The sequence below is a fragment of the Lacticaseibacillus brantae DSM 23927 genome, from assembly GCF_001436115.1.
GTDB lineage: Bacteria > Bacillota > Bacilli > Lactobacillales > Lactobacillaceae > Lacticaseibacillus > Lacticaseibacillus brantae.
Genome location: NZ_AYZQ01000002.1, coordinates 233,336 through 254,781 on the forward strand (window position 1 = coordinate 233,336; position 21,446 = coordinate 254,781).

A 21,446-nucleotide genomic window follows, 5' to 3' on the forward strand; every position below is an offset into this window, starting at 1 on the left:
GCACAGCAAGTAATTAATCGAGGTATGGTTTCATATTGTTGAAGACAACCTGATAACCGTTTGGTAGCATGTGCGCTCCATCAAACGTGTATTCAGGTTTCAAGTTGCCAGTGGAATCGGTTAGACCATCATTGACATTGATAAATGTATCGCCTGCTTTTTCGACAATGCGCTTGACCTTTTCGCTAGCGTCTTCCAATAACTCATTCGATCGGTGTTCATAAAGATGGCTATGTTCATCTTCTTCTTCACCAAAGTTATGTGTGGTGTTGACTGGATAGAAGGCCATCGCGTAGACCCTTGTGTTAGGCAACTTTGTTTTAATTTGCTCAAGAATCTTAGTATAGTTGCTGAGAAAAGTTTCTTCGGGGACGTTAAAACCGACATCATTAGACCCAATATTGATAAAAATCTTGCTGGGTTGCAAATCAAAGATGAGGGTGTCCATGTGAGCCAATAAATCTGCGGTGGTCGTTGCACGGACGCCACGGTTATAAATCGTCTTGGTTAAACCCAGGTCTTGTTCCTGCTGCATCTTTTCAATGGGAAAGATTTCCATTAATGACGAGCCAACGAAGACAATTTGGCCTTTCTCTGCGGAAGTGTTCTGTTGGTCATATTTCATGCGCAAACTGTTTTGAAACGCCTTAATCTCTGGATTTAAATCAGTTAAGTCTGTTGTTTCCTTTGCCATATTAATTGCCTCTTTCTGTTTTCGATTGATTACGCCGCTTGGCTAATTTTGAAACGATGCGGATATAAGCCTCGGCGTCCTCTTCGCCCAGGTAAGCCATCAGATCAGTGAGGTAGGTGAGTTGTTTGGTCTCTTGGTCTTTTAATTTTTTGCGGCCAGTCGGTGTGAGCGCAATGATGAATTTGCGCAAATCTGTTGGGTGGGCACTGCGAGTAATCATGTTGGCTTTTTCAAGGCGGCGCAGAATAACTGTCATTCTGGCTGTCGTGACATGTAAAGCTTGACTAAGATCGCTTGGGGTGACGTTCTCGTGCTGATCCAAATACTGAAAGAGAACGTAGTCAACACCCAGAGCATTTTCACTAAAATCTCGAGCGCTACTGACTCGATTTTGTTTCATGACAGTAATAAACTGTTGGGCTAGTTGCTTGGCATTCATGGGCAGCTCCTTTAGTTATAAAATTGCTAACGGCAATTATAATAAACAGTGTTAGCTAAAATGTCAATCTAAATTTTGCTTATTCAAAAATCTCTCCATTTCTTTTGAAGTGGGGAGATTAATGAGTACTTTGAGGTTGTTGTCATTGGCCTTTAGTTCCAAAAATATTTGCGCCGAAATTCTTTTTGGCAACGTCATATTGTGAGTCAGTCTCCTTAATAAGGGTATTAAGAATCTTGTCAAACGTCGCTTTATCGTCGTCAGAGAGGGCATCCATATAATCTTCTTCGTTAACACTGATTCTGTTGGCAGAAGAGATGCCTTTCTCGGTGAGTGACACTTGAAAAACACGTTTGTCAGTTTCGGATTTAATTCGATTAACGAGACCACGTTTCTCCAGCTTGCGGATTAATTCTGAAGCGGATTGGCGACTCATACCTAGTTGGTTGACTAAATCTGATTGTGGGATGGCACCAATTTCTTTCAGCGTGGCTAATACTTTGCCCTGGCCACTACTAGGATCTATCAAAGATAGTCTGCTTACCTTGAATTGGCGTAATTGTTTCAACGTATTGTTTAAATGGTTGAGCTTCAGTGTAAGTTCGGTATTCGTCACTGCCATTTTCATCGCTCCTAAATTAGTGTGTTGACAAAACATGTCAGGTACCATACAATATATTTCGTCAGGTACATGACTAATGTAAACTAGTTTATCACTTTTGTCACACAATAATACAGAAGGAAGTCGATCTCTTGCTAACAAATAATCTTCAAAAAACTTGGAAACTTGCCGGAATTTTTTTAATGTTAGGAGGGATAGTGTTTTTCCTAACAGAGTTCATCACTGCTGCTGCGTGGAGTCATCCAGCATATAGCTATACCTACAATTTCATTAGTAACTTAGGTGTTAGGGGGCCATCGCATCTCTTTGGGCAGTATATGATCTCGCCACTTGCTTGGGTCATGAATTTAGGTTTTGTCAGTTTTGGTATCTTATTGGGGCTGGGAGTGCTGTTACTCCCCCACCTAGGGCACACACATCGCTGGGTTCTGTCAGTACTGGCTTTGGTATTGGGATTCGGTGGAATCTTAGTTGGCGTCTTTCATGGGTCCGGCGAGGCGTTGGTTGATGGCACTGGGATGTATCATAGTTTTGGGGCATTCATGGCTTTCATTTCTGGGAATGTAATTTCTATTTTGCTAGGTCGTTCTGATATGCCAGTCTCACACAAAACAAAGATGTTGCTAGTCGTGCTTGGAATCATCGGGGTCATTGCCACGGTGGGATACACTGCAGCATTGATTTTGGCACCAGATAATCATCCAATTATTATTATCGGACTAATCGAGCGCGGTGCAGTTTATCCATTTCTGATTGGATTAATGGCTGCGGGCTACTCACTCCTAAAAGTTAATCCAGTGTCACAAAACTAGCTCGGATTTCAATTATGTGGTGACGGCGCAATCGATTTTCTACTATATATTATTTCGATACAGGTCTGGCAGATAATGTCAGACTTTTTTAATTGTGGCTAAGAAGGAACAACGTCTAGCGCGCGAAAGACGACGGCTGGTATATTGACTGACTTGATAATAACGGAACATACGCGATTAGTCAGGTTGCCATTCATTCAAAAGTTACAGGCTGAGTTTCTTACGATTCTAATAAATGGATACGCTGACAGTTGCCTATCGCTTTACAGATTTATAACGTTGAACTATTGTTTTAAGCAAGGGAAAGTAATATGAAAAGTGATTTGGTTATTATAAGGGGGAAATTGGTGTGGACAGTACTGTGTTGTCAGCGTCGCATTTAAAGAAGAGCTTTGGTCAAAAGGAAGTTTTACATAATCTGTCATTTGATCTTGAACGCGGAAAAGTGACTGCACTAATTGGCGAGAATGGCGCCGGTAAAACGACCATCATGAAGACGATATTGGGTATCTCGGAATTTAGTGGGTCAATCGAATTGGATAAGCAGTCGGTGTCTGTTCATGACCACCGAGCGCTTGACTCTGTCGGTGCGTTGATTGAATATCCCGGTCTGTATGGGTACCTGACTGCCCGGGAACAATTGACGCTCTTTGCCACTGGCAATGACAAGAAGGGCAAAGTTGATGACGTCCTCAATAAATTACATATGACGGGTTACGCCGACCAAAAGACAGCAAGTTATTCGCTGGGGATGCGCCAAAAAATGGGCATTGCGTTAGCACTAGTCAACAAGCCAATGCTGGTTATCTTGGACGAGCCGATGAACGGTCTGGACCCAAAGGCTAACAAAGAGCTCAGAGATTTGATTGCTGAAGAAAAGGCCCAAGGCGTGTCATTCTTAATTTCCAGTCACATTCTGACTGAACTGCAAAAGATTGCCGACGACGTTATCGTCATTGATAAAGGCAACCTAATCTTTGCGGGCACGATGAGCCAGATCTTGGATAACGGGAAGCACTTTATTGAAATCCAGACAGATAAAGATGAAGTCGCGCAACAGGCGCTCACCGAAGCTGGTTACCAGACCGACCTTGATCAAGGACAATTGCGAGTGTTAGTCAAAGATGACAGCCTCAATCATCTATTGACAGCACTGCTTGACCAAGATTTAACGATTAAGCGGATTTATGAACAACCTGCCGATTTGGAGACGTCGGTCTTCAATGCCATTGGGGAATGACAAGGCAAACTTAGGAGGAGATTCTTTTGGGAAATTTAGTGAAGCAAGAAATATACAAACTGGTTAAACGCCCGACGCTGACCTATTTTTGGGGCTTCCTGTTAGTCTTTCAGATTGCAGCGGCGGTTTATGTTTCGCACAATCCGCAAGTGGTTAATCCTCAGAAAGCCTTCTTGGGCAACTTCTTTGTGCCGGCTATGATTGCTTTTTTTATGATTTCACTTTGTAGCACGACCCTGTCTACTGAAATTCAGTCGGGAACGTTGAAATCACTGTTGTACCGCAAATATTCAGTCTATCAAGTGCTCATCAGTAAATGGCTATCATTATTGATCTATACCATCACCCTTTATGTGGCCGGCATGATTATTAGCCTAGTCTTGCACTGGATGATGTTTCAAAAGACAATCCCACTGTCTGTTCAATTGCCTGGTGGGCATTCTTTCTTGCAAGTTTGGGCATTAACTAGCTTAGGCTCGTTCTTATCATTGATATTCTTACTTACGTTTGTGCTGCTGATAGGAACGCTGTTTACGAGCTCAACCGCGGCACTTGTGGCAGGGATTGCGACTTACTTTATCACCAGTATTTTCAACCAACTGTTGTTTCAATTCATTATCCAACATGATTGGCTAAAATGGACACCGTTCAATATGATGAACATCGGCGATCAGATTATGACCCCATCGATGTCGGAAGTAACCCATCTCAGTTTATTCGAGATGAGTGCGGGGTATTTGGTCTATGCCGTGCTGTTCTTAGGCGCAGGACTAATCATCTTTCGGCGGCGCAATACTAGATAATGCCAACTGCTTTTTCGCCGAATTATTTCATATCAAAAGGCCAACTTCAATAAAGTGCCCCATAACTGTTAGATTGTTTGTCTAACAATTATGGGGCACTTTATATGGCGAGATCGCCTGTATTGACGTTTATTTCCGTGCTATTCGCGTTTTACATCATCAGCTTGTGGACTTGGCATTAATGAGTTCCAAAGTGGTGTTGGGTTACCGTGGTTGCGCTGATTAAATTCTTCCCAGAACCATTGTTGCCCGAGGAGATGCTTAACTCGAGGGACCGCTTCACCATCTGGGCCGCTGTAATAGCGGACCTGTTTATTATTACCATCTGTGACCATCCTAAACATGACGTCAGCGGTAATCTGAGGGTTAGAGCGCACGGTGTTCATCGCATTGAAGTGTTGCCACGGTTCCACATAATCAGCGATCGTGGTTTCAGCTACTTCTGTCTTGTTGAAAATGTTGGTTTGCATGTTGCCTGGCAGCAGGACTTTAACAATGACACCGAATTCTCCGAGTTCTGCATTCATGCCTTCAGTTAAACTCAAGACGGCACTTTTAGACGCTTCATAAACCGATGTGTAAGGGAAGCCTTCTTCGGCACTGATGGAGCTGACGTTGACAATGACGCCCGAGCGCTGTTCGCGAAAGATGGGAATAAATGCCTTATTCAATGCAATTAAACCGAAGACATTCGTTTGAAATTGGCGGTGCACTTGATCCATCGATGTGCCTTCAAGCGGTCCCGCCTGGAAGTAGCCAGCGTTGTTGATTAGCGCATCAACGCGTCCATATTGCTTTTTGGCCAATTCACCGAAGTTTAAGTCATCTCCTTCGTTATTAACATCTAATTTTAACGTGGTCACGTTGTCTAAATGATCAAAAATAGTCAAGTCACTGTCTTTTCTCACCGTGGCCACAACGTTCCACTCTGCTTTTGCAAACATTTCGACGACTAGTTTCCCGAAACCACTGGCGGTCCCTGTAATGACGATGGTTTTATTCATCTGTATTCTCCTTTGGGTGTCTTTTACTTCACAACAAGTGTAGTATAATCGGTTAAAGTAACTTTAAGTCAAGCAACTTTGACGGAATCGGAGCGAAAAGATGAATATCACTGAGTTAGCGGCAAAGCTAGATGTTGCGCCATCAAAATTACGGTACTATGAACAAATTGGGCTGATTTCAGCGAGTCGCCAGACAAATGGGAATCGAAATTACGATCGTCAGCAAAGCGAGCAGGCGCGAAGAATCATTCTTTTTCGTCGGGCAGGCGTCAGTATCGCTGAATTGAAGCAATTGTTTGCCGATAATATGGACGATGACACGGCACTGAAAATGTTGGCTGAAGCAAAAGAGAGAATTTCGGCCCAGATGCAACAATTAGATGAAACCATGGCGTTTCTGGAGTACAAAACTCAGTGGCATCGGGCGCAACGCCAAAAAGCCGTCTCACCTAATTAGTTTTAAAGATACTAATAATCATTGATGCCAAGTACAAGATGATTATGCTATCTTGGAAATACGGGATAAAGGGGGCCAAAAGATGAGCTTGATTTACATTAAACGAGCAGTTCAGCGTGATTTACCGGCAATCATGACGATTATCGACCATGCTAAGGCCATGCTCAAGGCAGATGGCAGTCCGCAGTGGCAAGATGGCTATCCAGATCCAGTCACACTACGGCAGGATATTTCAGCGCAACAGTGTTGGTTGTTGATGGTGGATGGCACAATCGCTGGGACAGCCACAATGATTGTGGGCAATGACCCCAATTATGCTGAAATTTGGGATGGCAGTTGGCAGAATGAGGTTGATCCGTATGCCACTATTCATCGGATTGCCATCGGGGATGGCTATGCCGGCCAGCACCTGAGTTATTTCTTCTTTTCCAATTTGATTAGTGCCGCGTATCGCGACGGCATCCGCAACTTTCGGATTGATACCCACGCTCTGAATAAGCGAATGCAGGCCGTGGTCACGCGTGTCGGTTATCAACACCGCGGTAAAATCTATGTGGATGAACCGGCTGCTGATCACGAAGATAACGCGCGGTTAGCGTATGAATTGAATCTGTAAAGATAAAGAATTCCTGCCATAGATTGTTCAAGGATAGGAATTTTTCTATTTCTACGCAGTTATTGTTAGCATCCAGCTGGCCTTGCGGGTACCGTTGAGAAAGCCAATCTAACCCAGCATTGGGCAATAAAAATACAGCCTCACAAACGCGGGCTGCATTGAAAAAATGGCGTTTATTGTTGACACTGCTTTGCTGCGATTATCGGTCTTCGCTGTCTAATCCAAAGCGTTCTTCCTGTAACCAGTTGAAGAGCTGTTCATATTGATTGTCTTTGATTCTGTTGGTGCGCCAAGATTCTAAGAGTTGGGAGGCGGCGACAATGCCGTGTGTCTTGATTTCTTGCTTTAATGCGTCGTGATAGGGGCCAAGATCGATTTCGCGATCCTCAAAAATAACAGCCACATCGTCCTTGCCACCAGATTTCTTTGATAACATGTAGCCTAATCCTTCAGCAAAACTTTTGACTTGGCGCAAGATAACATCATTTTCTTCGTTCATCTGCCAATCTCCTAAAAGTGCCAACAGTGTCCAGTCACCCACAGTGTACATCTTGTGTGTAAAAGGACAATCAAAATTTTACCAATGGGGGGATTGCTTAATTGTTCATGACAACGACTTTACCTCTCATATGACCAGTTTCGACCAGTTGGTGAGCTTGACGTAGATTGGCAGCCGTGATGGGCGATAAGACCTTCGTGACCTTCGGCGTTTTTCTGACACTGTGGCCGGCTTTGCGGACGCCAACGACCACATCATTGATGTGCTTGGTGGTGCACCACACCGGCAAAATGTCAGTGTTGAGGCTTCAAATATCGATTAATTCAAAAAGCTTGAATCCGAAAATTATCGGGTTCAAGCTTTTTTAGTCTAACGCAGGCAAAAGTCCTCTTAGATAGCACCTTCAGACAAAAAGAAAATCAGCGACAAAAGTCACCAACGCATCAAGCGGCATTTCTTGGTTCGACAGCTCATGACTATCGAGCAGTTGAATATAATTGATAATTGCCGCGAAGATGACATTGGTTGTGTAGAGCAGCGGGTAGTCACGAATGATTTTTTGATTCTGGTAGTCTGCCAACAAATTGAAGAGATCTTTGAATATTTGGTCGTCCTCAACCTGGGGGATTTTTGAGCGGAGTTCAGTACTTTGGCGGACCATCCAGATGATGGCTAGTGAATCTTTGAAGTCTTGACTAAACTGATAGACTGCTCGGATAAATGCCTTTAGCAGTTCACGGGGAGGCAGCTCTGGTTGCCAAGCCTTGGTTAACTCCGCTACATACTTTTGCTGATGATAGGTGAAAGTTGAAATCAACAAATCTTCTTTATTTTTGAAATAGACGTAAATATTTGATTGTGACATTTTAATCAACTTAGAAACCTTCAACGTAGAGAATCCGGCCAACCCCTCAGCTAGTAAGACCGCAGTGGCGCCTTCGATGATGCGATTATATTGTTTTTCTGTTTTTATTTTCATAGCTGTAGTGTACGCAAAAACATTTTGTGTTTCAACTTGACAAACGATAACGTTATCGCTAATATGTGGTTATTGATAAACGATAACGCTAACTTTTTTGAAAAAGGAGAAACTCATTATGAAAAAAATTGCAGTTGTTACAGGTGCCTCTTCGGGTATCGGGAAAGAAGTCGCTAAGTCATTACAACAAAACGGCTATCAAGTTATTGGTGGTGCGCGCCGAGTCGAAGCAATGGCTGATTTGAAAGACCTTGGCATTGAGATTGCACATTTAGACGTCACTGAGGCTGGTTCCCGCGAAACTTTCATTCAAGATATCTTAAACGAATATGGACGCATCGATCTTCTCGTTAATTCCGCTGGTTATGGTTCCTTTGGTGCTTTGGAGGAGGTCACGCTGGATGAAGCTCGTCGGCAGATGGACGTGAATGTTTTCGGGATAATTGGATTGATTCAATTGATTTTGCCAACCATGCGGGCCCAAAAATCCGGTCGTATCATTAATATTTCTTCATTGGCTGGGCAAAGCTACACGCCATTAGGTGGCTGGTACCATGCTTCCAAACACACGCTTGAGACTCTCTCAGATGTTTTACGGGTTGAACTGAAACCATTTGGTGTCGACGTAGTGGTTGTGGAACCGGGGAATACAGCGACAAATTGGCAAGGGACTGCCGTGGGTCGCCTCTTGGAAGCTACGCCTAAGGATTCGCCTTACCGTGCTTTAACTGAAGGCGTCGCCAACACACTTCAGAATAGTAATGCAACAGTTGCCGATGTGGCTAAGGTGGTTTTAAAGGCGAGTGAAGTTCGGAATCCTAAAATTCGATACCAGATTAAATTCCAAGAAAAGGTCTCAGTCCAGTTAATGAAATTTATTCCCGGTAAATTGGTGGATCGACTAGTCACACGCTTGGTCCGCTAGTGCGATACAGGTTCACGCTCAATAAAAAGGAAGCCGTGCGATGTCTGCATGGCTTCCTTTTTTGATCTCAAATAATATTAGTTGTTCTGATGGTCATGGATTTTAGTCAGGAGAGTGATGAGTTCATCGATTTCGCGCTCACTAAGCCCGCCGATACTCTGATGGTTAGTTGTATTAAATCGCTGCCGCAATTGCTGCGCGACATGTTGGCCATTACTGGTCAAATAGACTTTCTTTGACCGGTCTTGCGTGCCTGAACTCACGTGCTTTTCGATGTAGCCAGCCTTCTCCAGATTACGTAAGAGGGTGGAGACGCTGGCCTCGCGATGTGAAAAATGTTCCGCAATTTGGCGTTGATTCGCGCCGGGGTTTTCCTCAAGATAGCCTAACGTCTGCGCCTGCGAGCGGGTGACATTAAATTCTGCCACCTGTTCCTCAAAAAAACGTTGTTCTTGCAGTATTATTGAGCGCATTAGAATATTAACTTCGTCGGATTTGGACATCGCTTTTTCCTCCACAGTTTCGATGAATCTATTGTACCGCAAAATTAATTAACAAATTAGTTAGCTAACATGTTGACAAACTAATCAATGCGGGTATAATCCTCTACATCAACAACTTAGGCGCCTAAGTTGCATTAATATTTTTTGAGGATGGTATTGAAATGGAAAAGACAAATGTCCGTTACAATCGGACGATATTAGTGGTAGTGGTAATCTTGAGTGCCTTTGTCACGATGCTCAATCAGACGATTCTGTCGGTGGCACAACCAAGTATTATTGATGCATTTAAAGTTGATTTATCAACAGTCCAGTGGCTCTCGACTGGTTATTCATTAATCGGTGGGATTCTGATTCCAATCTCTGCTTGGATGGCCGATCGTTTCAATACGAAATGGCTGGTATCAAGTGCTTTAGGCGTATTCTTAGTTGGTTCAGTTGTGGCTGCTTTCTCAGGAGACTTCACGGTCTTACTAGTTGGTCGCTTACTCCAAGCTGTTGGTGGTGGGGTATTGAACGGATTAACGATGACAATCCTGTTTTCGGTGTATCCGAAGGAAAATCGCGGGACGCCAACAACACTGTTGGGACTCGTCTTTGGGATTGCGCCAGCTGTTGGGCCAACCTTGGGTGGCTTTTTGGTTGATAACCTGGGCTGGCACTCAATCTTTGGGATTGTAGCCCCTGTTGTCGGTTTAGCGTTTGTTTTAGGCCTGTTCTTCATGGCTGACGTGGTGCCACATAAGACGACCAAGTTGGATTTCTGGTCAGTCGTTTTCTCCACAGTCGGTTTTGGTGGGGTACTCTACGGCGCGTCGATGGTTTCAGACTATGGCTGGACAGACGTACACACATTGCTGCCTGGATTAGTCGGGATTGTTGTGGTTGGGCTTTTCATTTGGCGGCAATTAGTCGTCAGCGATCCAATGTTGAATCTGAAAGTCTTTACGAGTGGTAACTTCACCGTGGCGGCGATTATTAGTGCGATTACGCAAATCAGTATGGTCGCTGTGGAATTTGTTTTACCCGTTTACTTGCAGAATGCCCGCGATTTGACTGCCTTTCAATCTGGTTTAACCCTATTGCCAGGGGCCATCGTCATGTTCTTACTCGCCCCACTCTCTGGGCAACTTGTCCAGAAGAATAAGGGCAAACAAATTGTTGTCTTTGGGATTACGGTGATGGCGTTAAGCACCTTATTGCTTAGTCGGTTGACGTTAACGACCCCAATTTGGGAATTAGTTGCGATTTATGCCTTACGGAATATGGGCTTGGCCTTTGCGATGATGCCTGCAGGGACGCTTGGCATGCAGGGCTTGACGCCTGACCTGATTAGCCACGGGAGTGCAGCGAACAACGTTGTCCGCCAGGTCGGTGCCGCCATCGGCACTGCCGTTCTTGTCTCTGTCATGCAGTCCAAGGCTACCGCGGCTTCACCAAGTGCGAGCCTCTTGAAGACCGATCCAGCTGCTTATGGTCATGGGATGCATCTGGCCTTGGTCAGTGGCGCTCAGGCGTCATTGATTATCGCAACAATTATCGGAGTTGTTGGGATTGGCTTTGCATTGGCATTGAAACAACCTAAGAAAAAAGCGTAATTGCTAGTTATTACCTTGAAGACTATCTTTGCAACACACCTATCCGGAACGTCCAGTGTGACTTTCAAGACAGGTGTGTTTTTGTCTGTAGAATATCAATATTTGACAATTGTTAAATTTGGACCTACACTGCTTTCAATGAAAGACGGGAGGATCATTATGACAGATTTTGAAGCGATTAGTCAGTTAGTATTGAAAGAACGTTCTGCTCGTGGGAAGCATCAAGATGCTGCTTTGGCAGATTCATATTGGGATGACGGCACGGTCACGACCAGTTGGTCAACTGGTTTGGCGCATGAAACTTTTGTTGGACAACATCCGGCAGATTTTGATTATAGTAAGCCCCTAGTTGGCACTTATGGGACACCATTAGTCTATCAAAATGGCAATCGTGCCTATGCTGAAGTGTCTTCAACCACCAAACATTGGTTGACTTTAGACGGTAATGAAGCAGTTGTGGAGTCATTCATGACCTTGATTTATCGCGTCGAAAAGCGTGGCGATGTCTGGAAAATTAGTGATTTGACCAGCATTAATAATGCTGATACATTGACGCCCATGATTCCGGGCACCGATTTGCACATTGATTTGGATTTGTTGAAAGGGTTGCGCGTTTCATATCGTTGGTTAGCATATACGCGGATTAAGGCCGGCGGTCAGATCGGCAACGATGGCATTGGTTCCGATCGGCCAGAAACCGTTAAGCCCGTTTATGACAAGGCTGAAGCGTGGATTAAATAATCTTTCTACTGTATTTAATGATAAAAAGCACGCCGCCAGGCTTTTCTGGCTGCGTGCTTTATTTAGTTGTGTCAGTCGTGAGAATCCCAGCTTTTTCTAAAAGCGTCAGCGAGGTCTTTAGGCTCTCAATGAGTGTAGTTTGTTCTTTTGAACTCAGTTGTTGCAACAGCCCGTCATAGCGCAGTGCCACGGCCGCAATATTATGTTCAATCAAGTTAAGGCCGGTTGGCGTACTTTGGACGTTTACAATGCGCCGATTATCAGGGTTATGTTCTCGGCGCACTAGGTCCATACTTTCAAGGGTGGCAATAAGACGGGTGAGCTGAGAATTCGTGATCCCAATCTGTGACGACAACTGTGACATGGTTAATCCTGGCTGGTTATTCACTGTGCGGAGTACAAAGCCCTGTAATTGTGTGAGTTTAAGGGCGTCTTGTGCCCGATTTTGCATGAAGGCCTGGGAAATAGATAAAAACAGTTGACTGAAAAGTTGTCCGTTGGTTGATATTTCTGACATAGGAAGTCTCCCTTTTTAATGTTTGTTAATTAATAATAGTTGACAACTATGAAATTTGCAACTATACTCGCCTATATTCAAACTATAGCGCGGCTTTTTACACTGCGCTAACTGAATAAGGGGGATTTCTTGATGACAAAAGTAATTACAGTTGAAGAACATTTTTTATATCCGAGCAACGCTCCTCAGCGGCCAGCTGAAGATGTGAAAGTCGATCCCAGAGGGGCTAATCCTGACCAAGTCGCGATGCTCCTGGGTGACTTTGAACAGCGAGTGGCTTACATGGACCAATATGGAATTGATATGCAGGTGATTTCAAATCCTAATGATCCCGCGCTAACCGAAACTAATCCTGTGAAAGCTGTTGAATTGGCTCAGCAGACTAATAACCGTTTGGTCACCGATATGAATAAGTATCCTGGTCGGTTTGCTGCCCTGGCCACTCTGCCACTGGTTGACCCTGAAGCAGCGGCCGTGGAATTGCAGCGAGCTGTGACGGACAATGGTTTGAAGGGTGCATTAATTGCTGGCGTGCCATTTGGACACTTCTTGGATGAACCACAATACCTACCGATTTTTGCCATGGCGGAGAAACTCGATGTGCCAATTTACTTGCATCCAGGCATGCCAAGCAAGGCTGAACGTGATATGTTGTATCGCAGTCCTTCATATTCGGATGCCATTGGTGACATGTTAGGTTCAGCCGGTTTCGGTTGGCACGCTGAACAAGGCATTCAGATGATGCGCTTAATTATGTCCGGCCTATTCGATAAATATCCTAAGCTCAAATTAATCTCCGGTCACTGGGGCGAAATGGTCCCTAATTTCTTAGAACGCTTAGACGAGTTCACCGGGATGGTTCCCAATAAGCTTGAGCGTAAATTCTCAGACTACTACCGGGAAAACGTGTATATCACCGCGTCAGGGATGTTTACCAAACCGCAAATGGATCTTGGCTTAGCCGAAATGGGCGCTAGCCACGTCTTGTGGGCCGAAGATTATCCTTACCTGTTACGGAAAGAACAAGTCGCCGATTTCTTGAACAACGCTGATATCAGCGGCCAAGACCGTGAATTGATTGCCCATGTGAATAGCGAACAATTATTTAAATTAAATTAAGCGAAAGGCGGTAATTTCATGCAGGCAGCAGTTGTGCATGAACCAGGAGATTCTAGCAAATTAGTTTTGGAAGAAGTGCCAGTCCCTGAGGTGAAGCCAGGCTGGTCATTAATCAAGGTGCGGGGGTTTGGCATTAATCGCGCTGAAATCATCACGCGTAATGGCGGTTCGCCTTCCGTTAAGTTTCCCAAAATTTTAGGGATTGAAGCCGTCGGTGAAATTGCCGAAACCACGGATAGTGCACGTTTACCGAAGGGCCAAAAAGTGGTCACGGTTCAAGGGGGTATGGGCCGGCAATATGATGGAAGTTACGCGGAATATGTATTGACGCGTAATGAAGCCATTTATCCAGTTACGACCCAATTGAGTTGGGAGGAGTTAGCGGCCGTTCCCGAAACCTTCCTTACCGCTTATGGCTCCTTGCTGAACTTGAAACTGGCGGCCAATGATAAACTGCTCATCCGTGGGGGCACAAGTGGTGTCGGCGTGGCAGCAGCCAAGCTGGCTAAAGCCATGCAACCGAGCGTAACCGTGTTGGCGACAACGCGCAATCTGCAAAAGGCCGACCAGTTGAAAGCTGTTGGCGTGGATATTGTTGTTGAAGACCGGAATGGCCAATTGGCGACCAATGAAAAAGTGGATAAAGTCCTCGAAATGACAGGAGCGGCGACTTTAATGGATTCGCTCAGTTACTTGAATCCAGATGGCATTCTCTGCTTAACCGGTGCTTTGAGTAATGTGTGGACCATCCCGGACTTTGATCCATTTGGTGTGCCTTCAGGTCGCTACATGACGACATTCAGTTCTGGCACTGATGTCACGCCGCAAAGTGTCACCGATGTATTCAAATTGATTGATGAACATCATATTGATGTTAAGCCGGTCAAGGTCTTCTCGTTGTCACAAATTGCTGACGCACAAGACGCCTTGGACAGCCATGATAGTTTCGGCAAAGTCGTGGTCATGCCTGGAAAATAGTTGGAATTGTAGCAGTCACCATGGTGGCTGCTATTTTTTTGCAAAAAAAAACGGCCGAAGCCGCCCAAAGTGCCGTAGTTACTTTGTAGTTGGCTTCCGCTGAATGGTCAAGATTTGACCGGCCAAAATTAGCGCCAAGACAAGTACGACAGCCGTGGTGATTTTAAAAATCGGTCCGCGACCAACTGTCGATAGTAGAGTTAAGTAGTTGCCAAGTAAAAGAATCAAGACGAGCTGTTTGTTTTTCAAGTTACTCATTTGAAATCACTCCTTGACCGACGCTGAGAACGTCTTTGTAGATACCGAACTAGCAGGACTAACAAAATGATTGCCCAGACAATGAGCCATAGCCAGGATGCCCAAATCCAATGAGTCAGATTGATTAACCCAGTGAAAAAGAATGAGCTTGTCCCGATAAGTAGTAACCAATTGGTAAGCCGATCGTTGGCATTTGGTCGTTGGCGAATCAGAATTGCGCTGAAATAAATTGTGGCCAAGCCGCAACCAATCATGATGAAAATATTCCAATAAGTTGTCATTGCAGATGCCCACCTTTCGATTGCACGTCCCGCACAGCAGTGATGACTAGCAAGACCCCGAAATCGACCGCACCAAATAGTGCCATCCAGAACTTTCCACCCACTGGTAGGGTAAGCAAGCTAGAAACGCTCATCAAGAAGAGCACACTAAATATCGCATAACTGGAAACTCTTTGAGCCGTACTCATCACAATCGCCCCCACAATGTTTACTTAACCATAATATACAACGATTTTTTGAAACCGCAATCATTTAATTCAGTCTACGCCGCAAAATTGTTTTGGTGGGATTCAATCCCTTACAATGAGAATAGAACTGGAAATCGCTTACTTTGTTTGCTGACACAAAGACAATCATAAAGGAGATTACTTATGCCACGACAAACGATTAATCCGTATACCAATGAAGTTCTCAAGACGTTTGAGGATGCAACCGACCAACAGATTGAAACTGCTTTAGCGACTGCTGATAATTTGTATCGCAAGATGAAGCCACAAGCGATTAGTGATCGCACTGAGACATTGCACAAGATTGCGCAGGGGATTCGCGATCATGCCCAGGAACTGGCCGAAATTGCGACGCGCGAAATGGGGAAGCTGATTGCCGAATCCAAGGGTGAAGTGGAACTGTGTGCCATCATTGCGGATTACTTTGCCGACCACGCTGAAGCCATGCTTCAGCCCACGACACTTCAAAGTCAGGTGACTGGTGAAGCGAAAGTGTATAGACACGCAACTGGTGTGATTCTGGCGGTCGAACCCTGGAATTTCCCTTATTATCAAATCATGCGCGTGTTTGCGCCGAACTTTATGGTTGGCAACCCGATGATTCTGCGGGATGCAGCCAATATTCCGTGGTCTGCACAAGCTTTCGCGGATGTGGTGCTGGAAAGTGGTGCACCTAAAGGCGCGTTAACCAACGTCTTCATGAGTTATGATCAAGTCGCTGATATGATTGCTGACCCCCGGATTCAAGGCGTGGCCTTAACTGGATCTGAGCGCGGGGGCAGTTCCGTGGCCGAAGAAGCAGGGAAGAATCTGAAGAAAAGCACCTTGGAACTTGGCGGCCAGGATGTCTTCATCGTTTTAGACGACGCCAACATGGCTGACGTCAATGAAATTGCCTGGCGGTCTCGCTTGTATAACGCCGGCCAAGTGTGTACCTCTTCCAAACGGTTTATCGTGATGGACAGTGTCTATGACGAATTTCTCGATAACCTCAAGCAAAACTTTGCCGCGGTGAAACCGGGGGACCCAATGGATTCGGCGACTACGCTGGCGCCGATGAATACCAAGAAAGCCAAAGAAAAACTGCAAAAACAAGTGGATGAAGCCATTGAGGCCGGCGCGACCGTTGCTTATGGTAATGAAAGTTACGATTTAGAAGGCCAATTCTTCATGCCGACTATTTTGACGGACATTGATGCGGATAATCCAGCCCGCCATACCGAAATGTTTGGGCCAGTGGCGCAAGTCTATAAGGTCCATTCAGAAGCTGAGGCGATTGAATTGGCGAATGATTCGCAATATGGCCTTGGCGGGATTGTCTTTAGTGGTGATTCAGCTCATGGCGAACAGGTAGCAACCCAAATCGAAACCGGCATGGTGTTTGTGAACAACTTCATGGCATCCTTGCCAGAGTTGCCTTTTGGCGGGGTGAAGAATTCTGGTTACGGCCGCGAACTCAGTGAACTGGGCTTGATGGCCTTTGTGAATGAGCAATTGGTCGTCACCGCAGACAAGCCGGACTTTGATAATATGGCCGGCGGGTTAGTGTCGACCGACTGAAAATATGCTCAGGTAAAAACGAAAGGCCAGCCTCATTTTGAGACTGGCTTTTTTGCGTCACGTGGAAGAAATACAGAAAGAAAAAGTTGATTTACGTCCGATGGTTGCTCAAGAAATTTTGACCGTTAAAGATTGAATTAAACAATACCATGATATAGTAAAAAGTAAGGATATGTAGGAGGTAATAGAATTGAACAAGGTTTGGAAGAATATCGGGTTATTTACTATGGCCGTACTAGTGATGGTAACATTGACAGCTTGTGGTCGAGGAGAATCTTCAACCAGTTCTGGGTATGAAGATTCAATGAGTAAGGGTTTGGACGCCGTCGCGGAAAATAACATTGAGAAGGCGGTCACTTATTTTAGCAATGCGTTAGATCAAAAACCCAAAGATAAAAAGGCCGGTCTTTACCTGAAACAAGCTAAAGCGTACGTCAAAACTGATCAACAGCTGCAAGAGGGAAACCCAGCCGGTGCAGTGAAGACTGCGAAGGCCGCCACTCTCATTAAATCAGGATCAAAAAGTCTTTCCGACAAGTTGATGGCCAAATTTAAGACGGCTAAGGATGATCTTTCGGAGTACAACAAAATGAATGACCTTATAACGGCCCAACTCACAGCAACTACGCCTGATCCGTCGGCAGTCAAAAAGGTGCAAGCCATTAAATGGGATAAAAAGCCCTACTTGAAGAAACTGAAGAATAAGGCTGATCTGTTGATAAAGAAGAGCTCTGAGAAGCCTGTTGGCTCTCAAGGTGATAATTCGAAATCAGCTGGCAATCAGGCAAATACTGCGAGTTCTCAGCCTTCTGCATCCTCAACAACGTCATTGACGCCAGCTCTGACATTACAACTCTTTGATCAGTATGTTAATCAGTTAAAGAATGCTCAGCTGGGGGATGTTATGAGTGACCACGAAGCAGTGCAAAATGGTAAGAAGGGATTTGCGGTCAAGTTTTGGTATAAAGATGATCCGGATGTCAATGCCTACTACTATTTTGCTGCAGATCCTGATGGCTCGGTTTTTTATATGAATCCGGGAAACCAGCAGACAATGCTGGGACGCTGGAAATAAGAGTAAGATTTTCCAGCAATGAAAAAAAGTGCTCCCCTCAAAAATGAGGCTGGCTTTTTGTATAGACTGACTGATACGCTGGCACTGCTAACGCTTGACTACCAGTTAACTTTGCCGTGGGTATTACTGAAAGTAGCCGTAATATCATTCTTCGGCGCGGTTGCTAATTCAACAGTTCGTGCAACGCCGACCTCAACTGGTTGTGCGCCATATTCCAGTGCAGAATCAGCGCTAGTGCCGCCAAATTCGGTTGCAACTAAGCCTGGATCAATTGCATTGACTGTGATTGGGATAGCTTTGCGCTGGAATTCCTTGGCCAATTGAACTGTGAACATATTGACGGCGGATTTAGTGGCTTGATAGCCCATTGACGAGGCATTATAGACGCTGGATTCAGGATTTAACGCTTCAGTTAGTGAGCCCATCATACTGGAGATATTGATGATTTTGGCGCTATCACTTTGTTTAAGCAGCGGGATGAATTGTTGTGTCACATCAATGGTCCCGAAAACATTCAAGTCGAATTCACGCCGGATAACATCTAACTTGAGAATTGAAGGGTCCTGAAAGTGATCAAATGAAGCACCAGCGTTGTTAATCAAAATATCAAGCTTACCGTATTGCTTGCCGACCAATTCAACTGCCCGGCTGATCGATTCTGGGTCAGTAATATCAAGTTGAATGGCTTCAACATCAAGGCCTGCGGCAACTAATTTGTCAGCAGCCGCTTGGCCTTTGGTTAAGTCACGTGAGCCCAAGAGCACTGTCTGGTCAGCTTCAGCCAGCTCTTTGACAATTTCTAAGCCCATCCCGCGATTAGCGCCGGTCACTAAGGTGATTATCTTGTTTGTCATGTCTCATTTATTCCTCTCTTGGTGCGCATTTCTTTAAGACAAGTGCGAGTATAGCACGTTCGTGTTACACTAACGCAAGGGTTAAAGGGAGGTTTTTTATGTATTCAATTGCTGAGGTGGCTGACAAGTTTAATATTTCCAAAAACACGCTGCGTTATTATGAGAGTGTGAAGTTGCTGCCACCGATTAAGCGTGATAACAATGGTATTCGCCACTATTCAGACGCTGATGTTGAAGCGGTCAACCGGATTGTCCATATGCGGCGGTTGGGTGCGTCAGTGAAAGAGGCATTATGGTTCGATCAAGAGCTGTCGCAGGCTCACCCAAACTATGATGAGGGCATTGCGTTCCTGCAGCGATTAGACACCCAACTGGATCAACGCATTGCTGAGATTGCCCAGCAAAAAGACTTCTTACACAACAAGATTAAAATGCTTGAACAACAAAAGCCGTCTGGTGACAGTGTGTAATTGATGCCCGAAGAAAGGATTTGTATGATGGAAATTTATGAATGGTGTGCGCTAGTGACCCTGATAAGTGCATTTGTCAGTTGTGGTTTCTCAATTCAAGCGGTGATGGCTGCTCGCGGTTCTCAGCGCGATAGTCTGGTGACGGCACAATACGCGCTGTCCCGGAGTGTGGCCATAGCGTTGGTGGCTATTGGCTTGTTTATTTTTAAGAACAACCAATTTCTCATTGCGATGGCGATTATCATGATTGCCATCCAATTCTTTGACGGCTTAATCGGTCGAAAAATCAGTCGCTTTAAGACTGTTGGGCCACTGCTTACTGCCGCCGCTAACGCTATCATCTTAATTCTATTTTTGATTGCTTAGCGTAAATTCAAAGAAGCTGTGACAAAAGACGGTAGAGAATGGGGATTAACAGGGATTGATGATAAAGCCCGAACTTTGGCTTTGAATCAATCCCATAACGTGTTCAAACTCGCAGCAAGTTGGTGCTCGGTTGCTGAGCACGAGTTTTCACGCTTCTTGTTAACCGGAATTCTCTGTCTTTTGGAACGCGATTAATCCATATTGTTCGAGTATTGAAAAAGAGATTGTGCCAAAACATTGTTTTGGCACAATCTCTTTATTTGTTCCCATAGAATTTTCCTTCCCAGTGGCGCAGGGGGAAGCTTTGATTGATAAAGAAAATATCAGTGTTGCCTGAGTAGACATTGATTCAAACTTTACTTGGTGATGGCGGCACACTTGTGGGTTAGTCTCGAACCTGCCAGAATTGTTGCGGAATCACCATAAAGATCAGGGTGACGAGGACGGAATAAATCATAGCGGTCGGGAAGACGAAGATGGTTAAAGCAAAACCGATAATTTTGACGGCGATGTCGTAACGAATCCAATGGATGTGAAGACCCACCCGTACTTGTGCGTCCGGATTATCTTGGCGCAAGAAGTAATACATTAGCGAATTAGTCAAGGTGATTAATAGCACAATCACACCATAGAAGAGTTGGGCGGCTTTATTAGTGAAACTGGTTGAAATAATGCTGGTGGCATAGGGGAAGAGCGAAGAGAAGAATAACATGATGAGTGTGGTCCAAATGGTTTTGATGCGGACAACTTTAACCCTGTACCATTCGCGATACATATTAATCCACATGGCGCCGAGCCAGAAGAATGATAGTGAGTAGGCAAAAAAGTTTTCGCGTAAATCCCAGAATCCTTGCAGGCTTAAATGTGCTGGCTTCTCCAGTTCTAAGACGAGAATGGTCATAATGATCGCAAGGACTGCGTCGACAAAGGTAATCAGACGTTCTTTTGACATGTGCGGGCCTCCAGTAATTAATAATTCTAGTATAGAACTCTTCGCACGCGGAGCAAATCAATACGAGCCGACATGTTAGAATAGGGTATCTTATGAAAGAGGGCTAATTTGATGGATCCATATGATAATGATGAATTTTTTGATCAATATGCGCAAATGCGTCGCAGCAAAGAGGGCTTAAAAGGCGCTGGCGAATGGCCAGCGCTTGAGCAACTATTACCCGACGTCACAGGGATGCGAATTTTGGATTTGGGTGCTGGCTATGGTTGGCACGCGAAATATTTTGTCGACCATGGGGCCGCTTCAGTGGTGGCGGTCGACATTTCAAGCAAAATGATTGCGACGGCTGAGGCGAAGAATAGTGATCCTCGCATCAGCTATCAAGTGGGCGATATTAGCCAGGTTGACTTTGAGGCTGACGCCTTTGATATGGTTTTCTCATCGTTAGCCATTCATTATTTGCCCTCTTTTAGCGCGCTAGTCAATCATGTTAAACACTACTTAAAACCCAATGGGATTTTCTTGTTCTCAGTCGAGCACCCGATTTTCACGGCCTCGGGCGATCAAGATTTTGTGCCCAGCGGGGACCGAACGGTATTTCCAGTTGATCGCTATTTTGATGAAGGCGAGCGCACAACAGAATTCTTGGGGTCGCAGGTCACGAAATGCCATCGAACGTTAACAACATATTTAGAAACGTTGCTGACAAATGGCTTTGCGGTCACGGATGTGGTTGAACCCACACCAGCTGCCAGCTTGCGGAATCTCCCTGAAATGGTGAATGAGTGGCGGCGGCCAATGATGTTGATTGTCAAAAGCCAGAAGTAGTCGAAGGTCAACGCGCGGTTGGAGTAGCGCGA

Annotated in this window: 27 protein-coding genes; 15 read left to right on the forward strand and 12 right to left on the reverse strand. The window is 45.0% G+C overall.

Going from position 1 to position 21,446, the window contains the following annotated elements; genetic code table 11:
- Window positions 1-13: 13 nt before the first annotated feature.
- From FC34_RS05300 to FC34_RS05310, 3 genes are all read right to left on the reverse strand, one after another.
- Window positions 14-694 (reverse strand): GDSL-type esterase/lipase family protein, encoded by a 681-nt coding sequence (locus FC34_RS05300; RefSeq protein WP_057894361.1) that lies wholly within the window; start codon window positions 692-694, stop codon window positions 14-16.
- Window position 695: 1 nt separating this feature from the next.
- Entirely contained in the window at window positions 696-1,133 is a 438-nt protein-coding gene (locus FC34_RS05305; protein WP_057894362.1) for a MarR family winged helix-turn-helix transcriptional regulator, read from the reverse strand.
- Between the two features lie 142 nt (window positions 1,134-1,275).
- Window positions 1,276-1,755, reverse strand: a complete 480-nt coding sequence (locus tag FC34_RS05310; protein ID WP_057894363.1) for a MarR family winged helix-turn-helix transcriptional regulator — start codon at window positions 1,753-1,755, stop codon at window positions 1,276-1,278.
- A gap of 182 nt (window positions 1,756-1,937) precedes the next feature.
- Between FC34_RS05310 and FC34_RS05315 the strand changes: the two genes are divergently transcribed.
- The 3 genes from FC34_RS05315 (at window position 1,938) to FC34_RS05325 (ending at window position 4,610) form a co-directional block, all read left to right on the forward strand.
- Window positions 1,938-2,567 carry a DUF998 domain-containing protein gene (locus FC34_RS05315; protein ID WP_057894532.1) on the forward strand — a complete coding sequence of 210 codons (630 nt, stop codon included), beginning with the start codon at window positions 1,938-1,940 and terminating at the stop codon, window positions 2,565-2,567.
- Between the two features lie 361 nt (window positions 2,568-2,928).
- A complete protein-coding gene (locus tag FC34_RS05320; RefSeq protein WP_057894533.1) occupies window positions 2,929-3,807 on the forward strand; it encodes an ATP-binding cassette domain-containing protein in 879 nt (292 codons plus the stop codon).
- A gap of 26 nt (window positions 3,808-3,833) precedes the next feature.
- Window positions 3,834-4,610, forward strand: a complete 777-nt coding sequence (locus FC34_RS05325; RefSeq protein ID WP_057894364.1) for an ABC transporter permease — start codon at window positions 3,834-3,836, stop codon at window positions 4,608-4,610.
- 140 nt (window positions 4,611-4,750) lie between these two features.
- Here FC34_RS05325 and FC34_RS05330 read toward each other — a convergent pair whose 3' ends face one another.
- Window positions 4,751-5,614 (reverse strand): SDR family oxidoreductase, encoded by an 864-nt coding sequence (locus tag FC34_RS05330; RefSeq protein ID WP_057894365.1) that lies wholly within the window; start codon window positions 5,612-5,614, stop codon window positions 4,751-4,753.
- A gap of 100 nt (window positions 5,615-5,714) precedes the next feature.
- Here FC34_RS05330 and FC34_RS05335 point away from each other — a divergent pair, with 100 nt between their 5' ends.
- On the forward strand, window positions 5,715-6,071 hold the full coding sequence (locus tag FC34_RS05335; RefSeq protein ID WP_057894366.1) for a MerR family transcriptional regulator: 357 nt from the start codon (window positions 5,715-5,717) through the stop codon (window positions 6,069-6,071).
- An 82-nt stretch (window positions 6,072-6,153) separates the two neighbouring features.
- The gene (locus tag FC34_RS05340) at window positions 6,154-6,687 is read left to right on the forward strand and encodes a GNAT family N-acetyltransferase (RefSeq protein ID WP_057894367.1); all 534 of its coding nucleotides are present in this window, start codon (window positions 6,154-6,156) and stop codon (window positions 6,685-6,687) included.
- Between the two features lie 199 nt (window positions 6,688-6,886).
- On the opposite strand, the gene FC34_RS05345 is transcribed toward FC34_RS05340, so the two are convergent.
- Both FC34_RS05345 and FC34_RS05350 read right to left on the reverse strand, forming a co-directional pair.
- Window positions 6,887-7,186: a hypothetical protein gene (locus FC34_RS05345; RefSeq protein ID WP_057894368.1), complete on the reverse strand. Its 300-nt coding sequence runs from the start codon at window positions 7,184-7,186 to the stop codon at window positions 6,887-6,889.
- Window positions 7,187-7,589: 403 nt separating this feature from the next.
- A complete protein-coding gene (locus tag FC34_RS05350; RefSeq protein ID WP_057894369.1) occupies window positions 7,590-8,165 on the reverse strand; it encodes a TetR/AcrR family transcriptional regulator in 576 nt (191 codons plus the stop codon).
- 118 nt (window positions 8,166-8,283) lie between these two features.
- On the opposite strand from FC34_RS05350, the gene FC34_RS05355 reads away from it, so the two are divergent.
- Window positions 8,284-9,090, forward strand: coding sequence for an oxidoreductase (locus tag FC34_RS05355; protein ID WP_057894370.1), 807 nt, complete (start codon window positions 8,284-8,286; stop codon window positions 9,088-9,090).
- 77 nt (window positions 9,091-9,167) lie between these two features.
- Here FC34_RS05355 and FC34_RS05360 read toward each other — a convergent pair whose 3' ends face one another.
- Complete coding sequence (locus FC34_RS05360; protein WP_162259766.1) at window positions 9,168-9,518, reverse strand: MarR family winged helix-turn-helix transcriptional regulator; 351 nt, start codon at window positions 9,516-9,518, stop codon at window positions 9,168-9,170.
- Window positions 9,519-9,754: 236 nt separating this feature from the next.
- Between FC34_RS05360 and FC34_RS05365 the strand changes: the two genes are divergently transcribed.
- Both FC34_RS05365 and FC34_RS09660 read left to right on the forward strand, forming a co-directional pair.
- Entirely contained in the window at window positions 9,755-11,188 is a 1,434-nt protein-coding gene (locus FC34_RS05365) for an MDR family MFS transporter (RefSeq protein WP_057894372.1), read from the forward strand.
- Between the two features lie 159 nt (window positions 11,189-11,347).
- On the forward strand, window positions 11,348-11,929 hold the full coding sequence (locus FC34_RS09660) for a nuclear transport factor 2 family protein (RefSeq protein ID WP_057894373.1): 582 nt from the start codon (window positions 11,348-11,350) through the stop codon (window positions 11,927-11,929).
- 58 nt (window positions 11,930-11,987) lie between these two features.
- Here the strand turns inward: FC34_RS09660 and FC34_RS05375 are convergent, their stop codons facing one another.
- On the reverse strand, window positions 11,988-12,446 hold the full coding sequence (locus tag FC34_RS05375) for a MarR family winged helix-turn-helix transcriptional regulator (protein WP_057894374.1): 459 nt from the start codon (window positions 12,444-12,446) through the stop codon (window positions 11,988-11,990).
- A 132-nt stretch (window positions 12,447-12,578) separates the two neighbouring features.
- Here FC34_RS05375 and FC34_RS05380 point away from each other — a divergent pair, with 132 nt between their 5' ends.
- Both FC34_RS05380 and FC34_RS05385 read left to right on the forward strand, forming a co-directional pair.
- Window positions 12,579-13,565, forward strand: a complete 987-nt coding sequence (locus tag FC34_RS05380) for an amidohydrolase family protein (protein ID WP_057894375.1) — start codon at window positions 12,579-12,581, stop codon at window positions 13,563-13,565.
- An 18-nt stretch (window positions 13,566-13,583) separates the two neighbouring features.
- Complete coding sequence (locus FC34_RS05385; RefSeq protein WP_057894376.1) at window positions 13,584-14,543, forward strand: zinc-binding dehydrogenase; 960 nt, start codon at window positions 13,584-13,586, stop codon at window positions 14,541-14,543.
- Window positions 14,544-14,621: 78 nt separating this feature from the next.
- Here FC34_RS05385 and FC34_RS05390 read toward each other — a convergent pair whose 3' ends face one another.
- Both FC34_RS05390 and FC34_RS05400 read right to left on the reverse strand, forming a co-directional pair.
- Entirely contained in the window at window positions 14,622-14,801 is a 180-nt protein-coding gene (locus tag FC34_RS05390; RefSeq protein WP_057894377.1) for a hypothetical protein, read from the reverse strand.
- A gap of 277 nt (window positions 14,802-15,078) precedes the next feature.
- Window positions 15,079-15,270 (reverse strand): hypothetical protein, encoded by a 192-nt coding sequence (locus FC34_RS05400; protein WP_057894379.1) that lies wholly within the window; start codon window positions 15,268-15,270, stop codon window positions 15,079-15,081.
- Between the two features lie 183 nt (window positions 15,271-15,453).
- Here FC34_RS05400 and FC34_RS05405 point away from each other — a divergent pair, with 183 nt between their 5' ends.
- The gene (locus FC34_RS05405; RefSeq protein ID WP_057894380.1) at window positions 15,454-16,869 is read left to right on the forward strand and encodes an NAD-dependent succinate-semialdehyde dehydrogenase; all 1,416 of its coding nucleotides are present in this window, start codon (window positions 15,454-15,456) and stop codon (window positions 16,867-16,869) included.
- Window positions 16,870-17,059: 190 nt separating this feature from the next.
- Entirely contained in the window at window positions 17,060-17,944 is an 885-nt protein-coding gene (locus tag FC34_RS05410) for a hypothetical protein (protein WP_057894381.1), read from the forward strand.
- Between the two features lie 98 nt (window positions 17,945-18,042).
- Here the strand turns inward: FC34_RS05410 and FC34_RS05415 are convergent, their stop codons facing one another.
- Complete coding sequence (locus tag FC34_RS05415) at window positions 18,043-18,798, reverse strand: SDR family oxidoreductase (RefSeq protein ID WP_057894382.1); 756 nt, start codon at window positions 18,796-18,798, stop codon at window positions 18,043-18,045.
- Window positions 18,799-18,896: 98 nt separating this feature from the next.
- Between FC34_RS05415 and FC34_RS05420 the strand changes: the two genes are divergently transcribed.
- Both FC34_RS05420 and FC34_RS05425 read left to right on the forward strand, forming a co-directional pair.
- Window positions 18,897-19,268 (forward strand): MerR family transcriptional regulator, encoded by a 372-nt coding sequence (locus FC34_RS05420; RefSeq protein WP_057894383.1) that lies wholly within the window; start codon window positions 18,897-18,899, stop codon window positions 19,266-19,268.
- Between the two features lie 24 nt (window positions 19,269-19,292).
- Window positions 19,293-19,634, forward strand: coding sequence for a hypothetical protein (locus FC34_RS05425; protein ID WP_235803403.1), 342 nt, complete (start codon window positions 19,293-19,295; stop codon window positions 19,632-19,634).
- A gap of 385 nt (window positions 19,635-20,019) precedes the next feature.
- Here FC34_RS05425 and FC34_RS05430 read toward each other — a convergent pair whose 3' ends face one another.
- Window positions 20,020-20,586 carry a TMEM175 family protein gene (locus FC34_RS05430; protein WP_057894384.1) on the reverse strand — a complete coding sequence of 189 codons (567 nt, stop codon included), beginning with the start codon at window positions 20,584-20,586 and terminating at the stop codon, window positions 20,020-20,022.
- 111 nt (window positions 20,587-20,697) lie between these two features.
- Between FC34_RS05430 and FC34_RS05435 the strand changes: the two genes are divergently transcribed.
- A complete protein-coding gene (locus tag FC34_RS05435; protein ID WP_191978484.1) occupies window positions 20,698-21,414 on the forward strand; it encodes a class I SAM-dependent methyltransferase in 717 nt (238 codons plus the stop codon).
- Window positions 21,415-21,446: the final 32 nt, after the last annotated feature.

Bases quoted from the DNA above. Each gene is read 5' to 3' on its own strand.
- FC34_RS05300 (WP_057894361.1), bottom strand. From the start codon at position 694: ATGGCAAAGGAAACAACAGACTTAACTGATTTAAATCCAGAGATTAAG.
- FC34_RS05305 (WP_057894362.1), bottom strand. From the start codon at position 1,133: ATGAATGCCAAGCAACTAGCCCAACAGTTTATTACTGTCATGAAACAA.
- FC34_RS05310 (WP_057894363.1), bottom strand. From the start codon at position 1,755: ATGGCAGTGACGAATACCGAACTTACACTGAAGCTCAACCATTTAAAC.
- FC34_RS05315 (WP_057894532.1), top strand. From the start codon at position 1,938: ATGTTAGGAGGGATAGTGTTTTTCCTAACAGAGTTCATCACTGCTGCT.
- FC34_RS05330 (WP_057894365.1), bottom strand. From the start codon at position 5,614: ATGAATAAAACCATCGTCATTACAGGGACCGCCAGTGGTTTCGGGAAA.
- FC34_RS05335 (WP_057894366.1), top strand. From the start codon at position 5,715: ATGAATATCACTGAGTTAGCGGCAAAGCTAGATGTTGCGCCATCAAAA.
- FC34_RS05340 (WP_057894367.1), top strand. From the start codon at position 6,154: ATGAGCTTGATTTACATTAAACGAGCAGTTCAGCGTGATTTACCGGCA.
- FC34_RS05345 (WP_057894368.1), bottom strand. From the start codon at position 7,186: ATGAACGAAGAAAATGATGTTATCTTGCGCCAAGTCAAAAGTTTTGCT.
- FC34_RS05350 (WP_057894369.1), bottom strand. From the start codon at position 8,165: ATGAAAATAAAAACAGAAAAACAATATAATCGCATCATCGAAGGCGCC.
- FC34_RS05355 (WP_057894370.1), top strand. From the start codon at position 8,284: ATGAAAAAAATTGCAGTTGTTACAGGTGCCTCTTCGGGTATCGGGAAA.
- FC34_RS05365 (WP_057894372.1), top strand. From the start codon at position 9,755: ATGGAAAAGACAAATGTCCGTTACAATCGGACGATATTAGTGGTAGTG.
- FC34_RS09660 (WP_057894373.1), top strand. From the start codon at position 11,348: ATGACAGATTTTGAAGCGATTAGTCAGTTAGTATTGAAAGAACGTTCT.
- FC34_RS05375 (WP_057894374.1), bottom strand. From the start codon at position 12,446: ATGTCAGAAATATCAACCAACGGACAACTTTTCAGTCAACTGTTTTTA.
- FC34_RS05380 (WP_057894375.1), top strand. From the start codon at position 12,579: ATGACAAAAGTAATTACAGTTGAAGAACATTTTTTATATCCGAGCAAC.
- FC34_RS05385 (WP_057894376.1), top strand. From the start codon at position 13,584: ATGCAGGCAGCAGTTGTGCATGAACCAGGAGATTCTAGCAAATTAGTT.
- FC34_RS05390 (WP_057894377.1), bottom strand. From the start codon at position 14,801: ATGAGTAACTTGAAAAACAAACAGCTCGTCTTGATTCTTTTACTTGGC.
- FC34_RS05400 (WP_057894379.1), bottom strand. From the start codon at position 15,270: ATGAGTACGGCTCAAAGAGTTTCCAGTTATGCGATATTTAGTGTGCTC.
- FC34_RS05405 (WP_057894380.1), top strand. From the start codon at position 15,454: ATGCCACGACAAACGATTAATCCGTATACCAATGAAGTTCTCAAGACG.
- FC34_RS05415 (WP_057894382.1), bottom strand. From the start codon at position 18,798: ATGACAAACAAGATAATCACCTTAGTGACCGGCGCTAATCGCGGGATG.
- FC34_RS05420 (WP_057894383.1), top strand. From the start codon at position 18,897: ATGTATTCAATTGCTGAGGTGGCTGACAAGTTTAATATTTCCAAAAAC.
- FC34_RS05425 (WP_235803403.1), top strand. From the start codon at position 19,293: ATGATGGAAATTTATGAATGGTGTGCGCTAGTGACCCTGATAAGTGCA.
- FC34_RS05430 (WP_057894384.1), bottom strand. From the start codon at position 20,586: ATGTCAAAAGAACGTCTGATTACCTTTGTCGACGCAGTCCTTGCGATC.
- FC34_RS05435 (WP_191978484.1), top strand. From the start codon at position 20,698: ATGGATCCATATGATAATGATGAATTTTTTGATCAATATGCGCAAATG.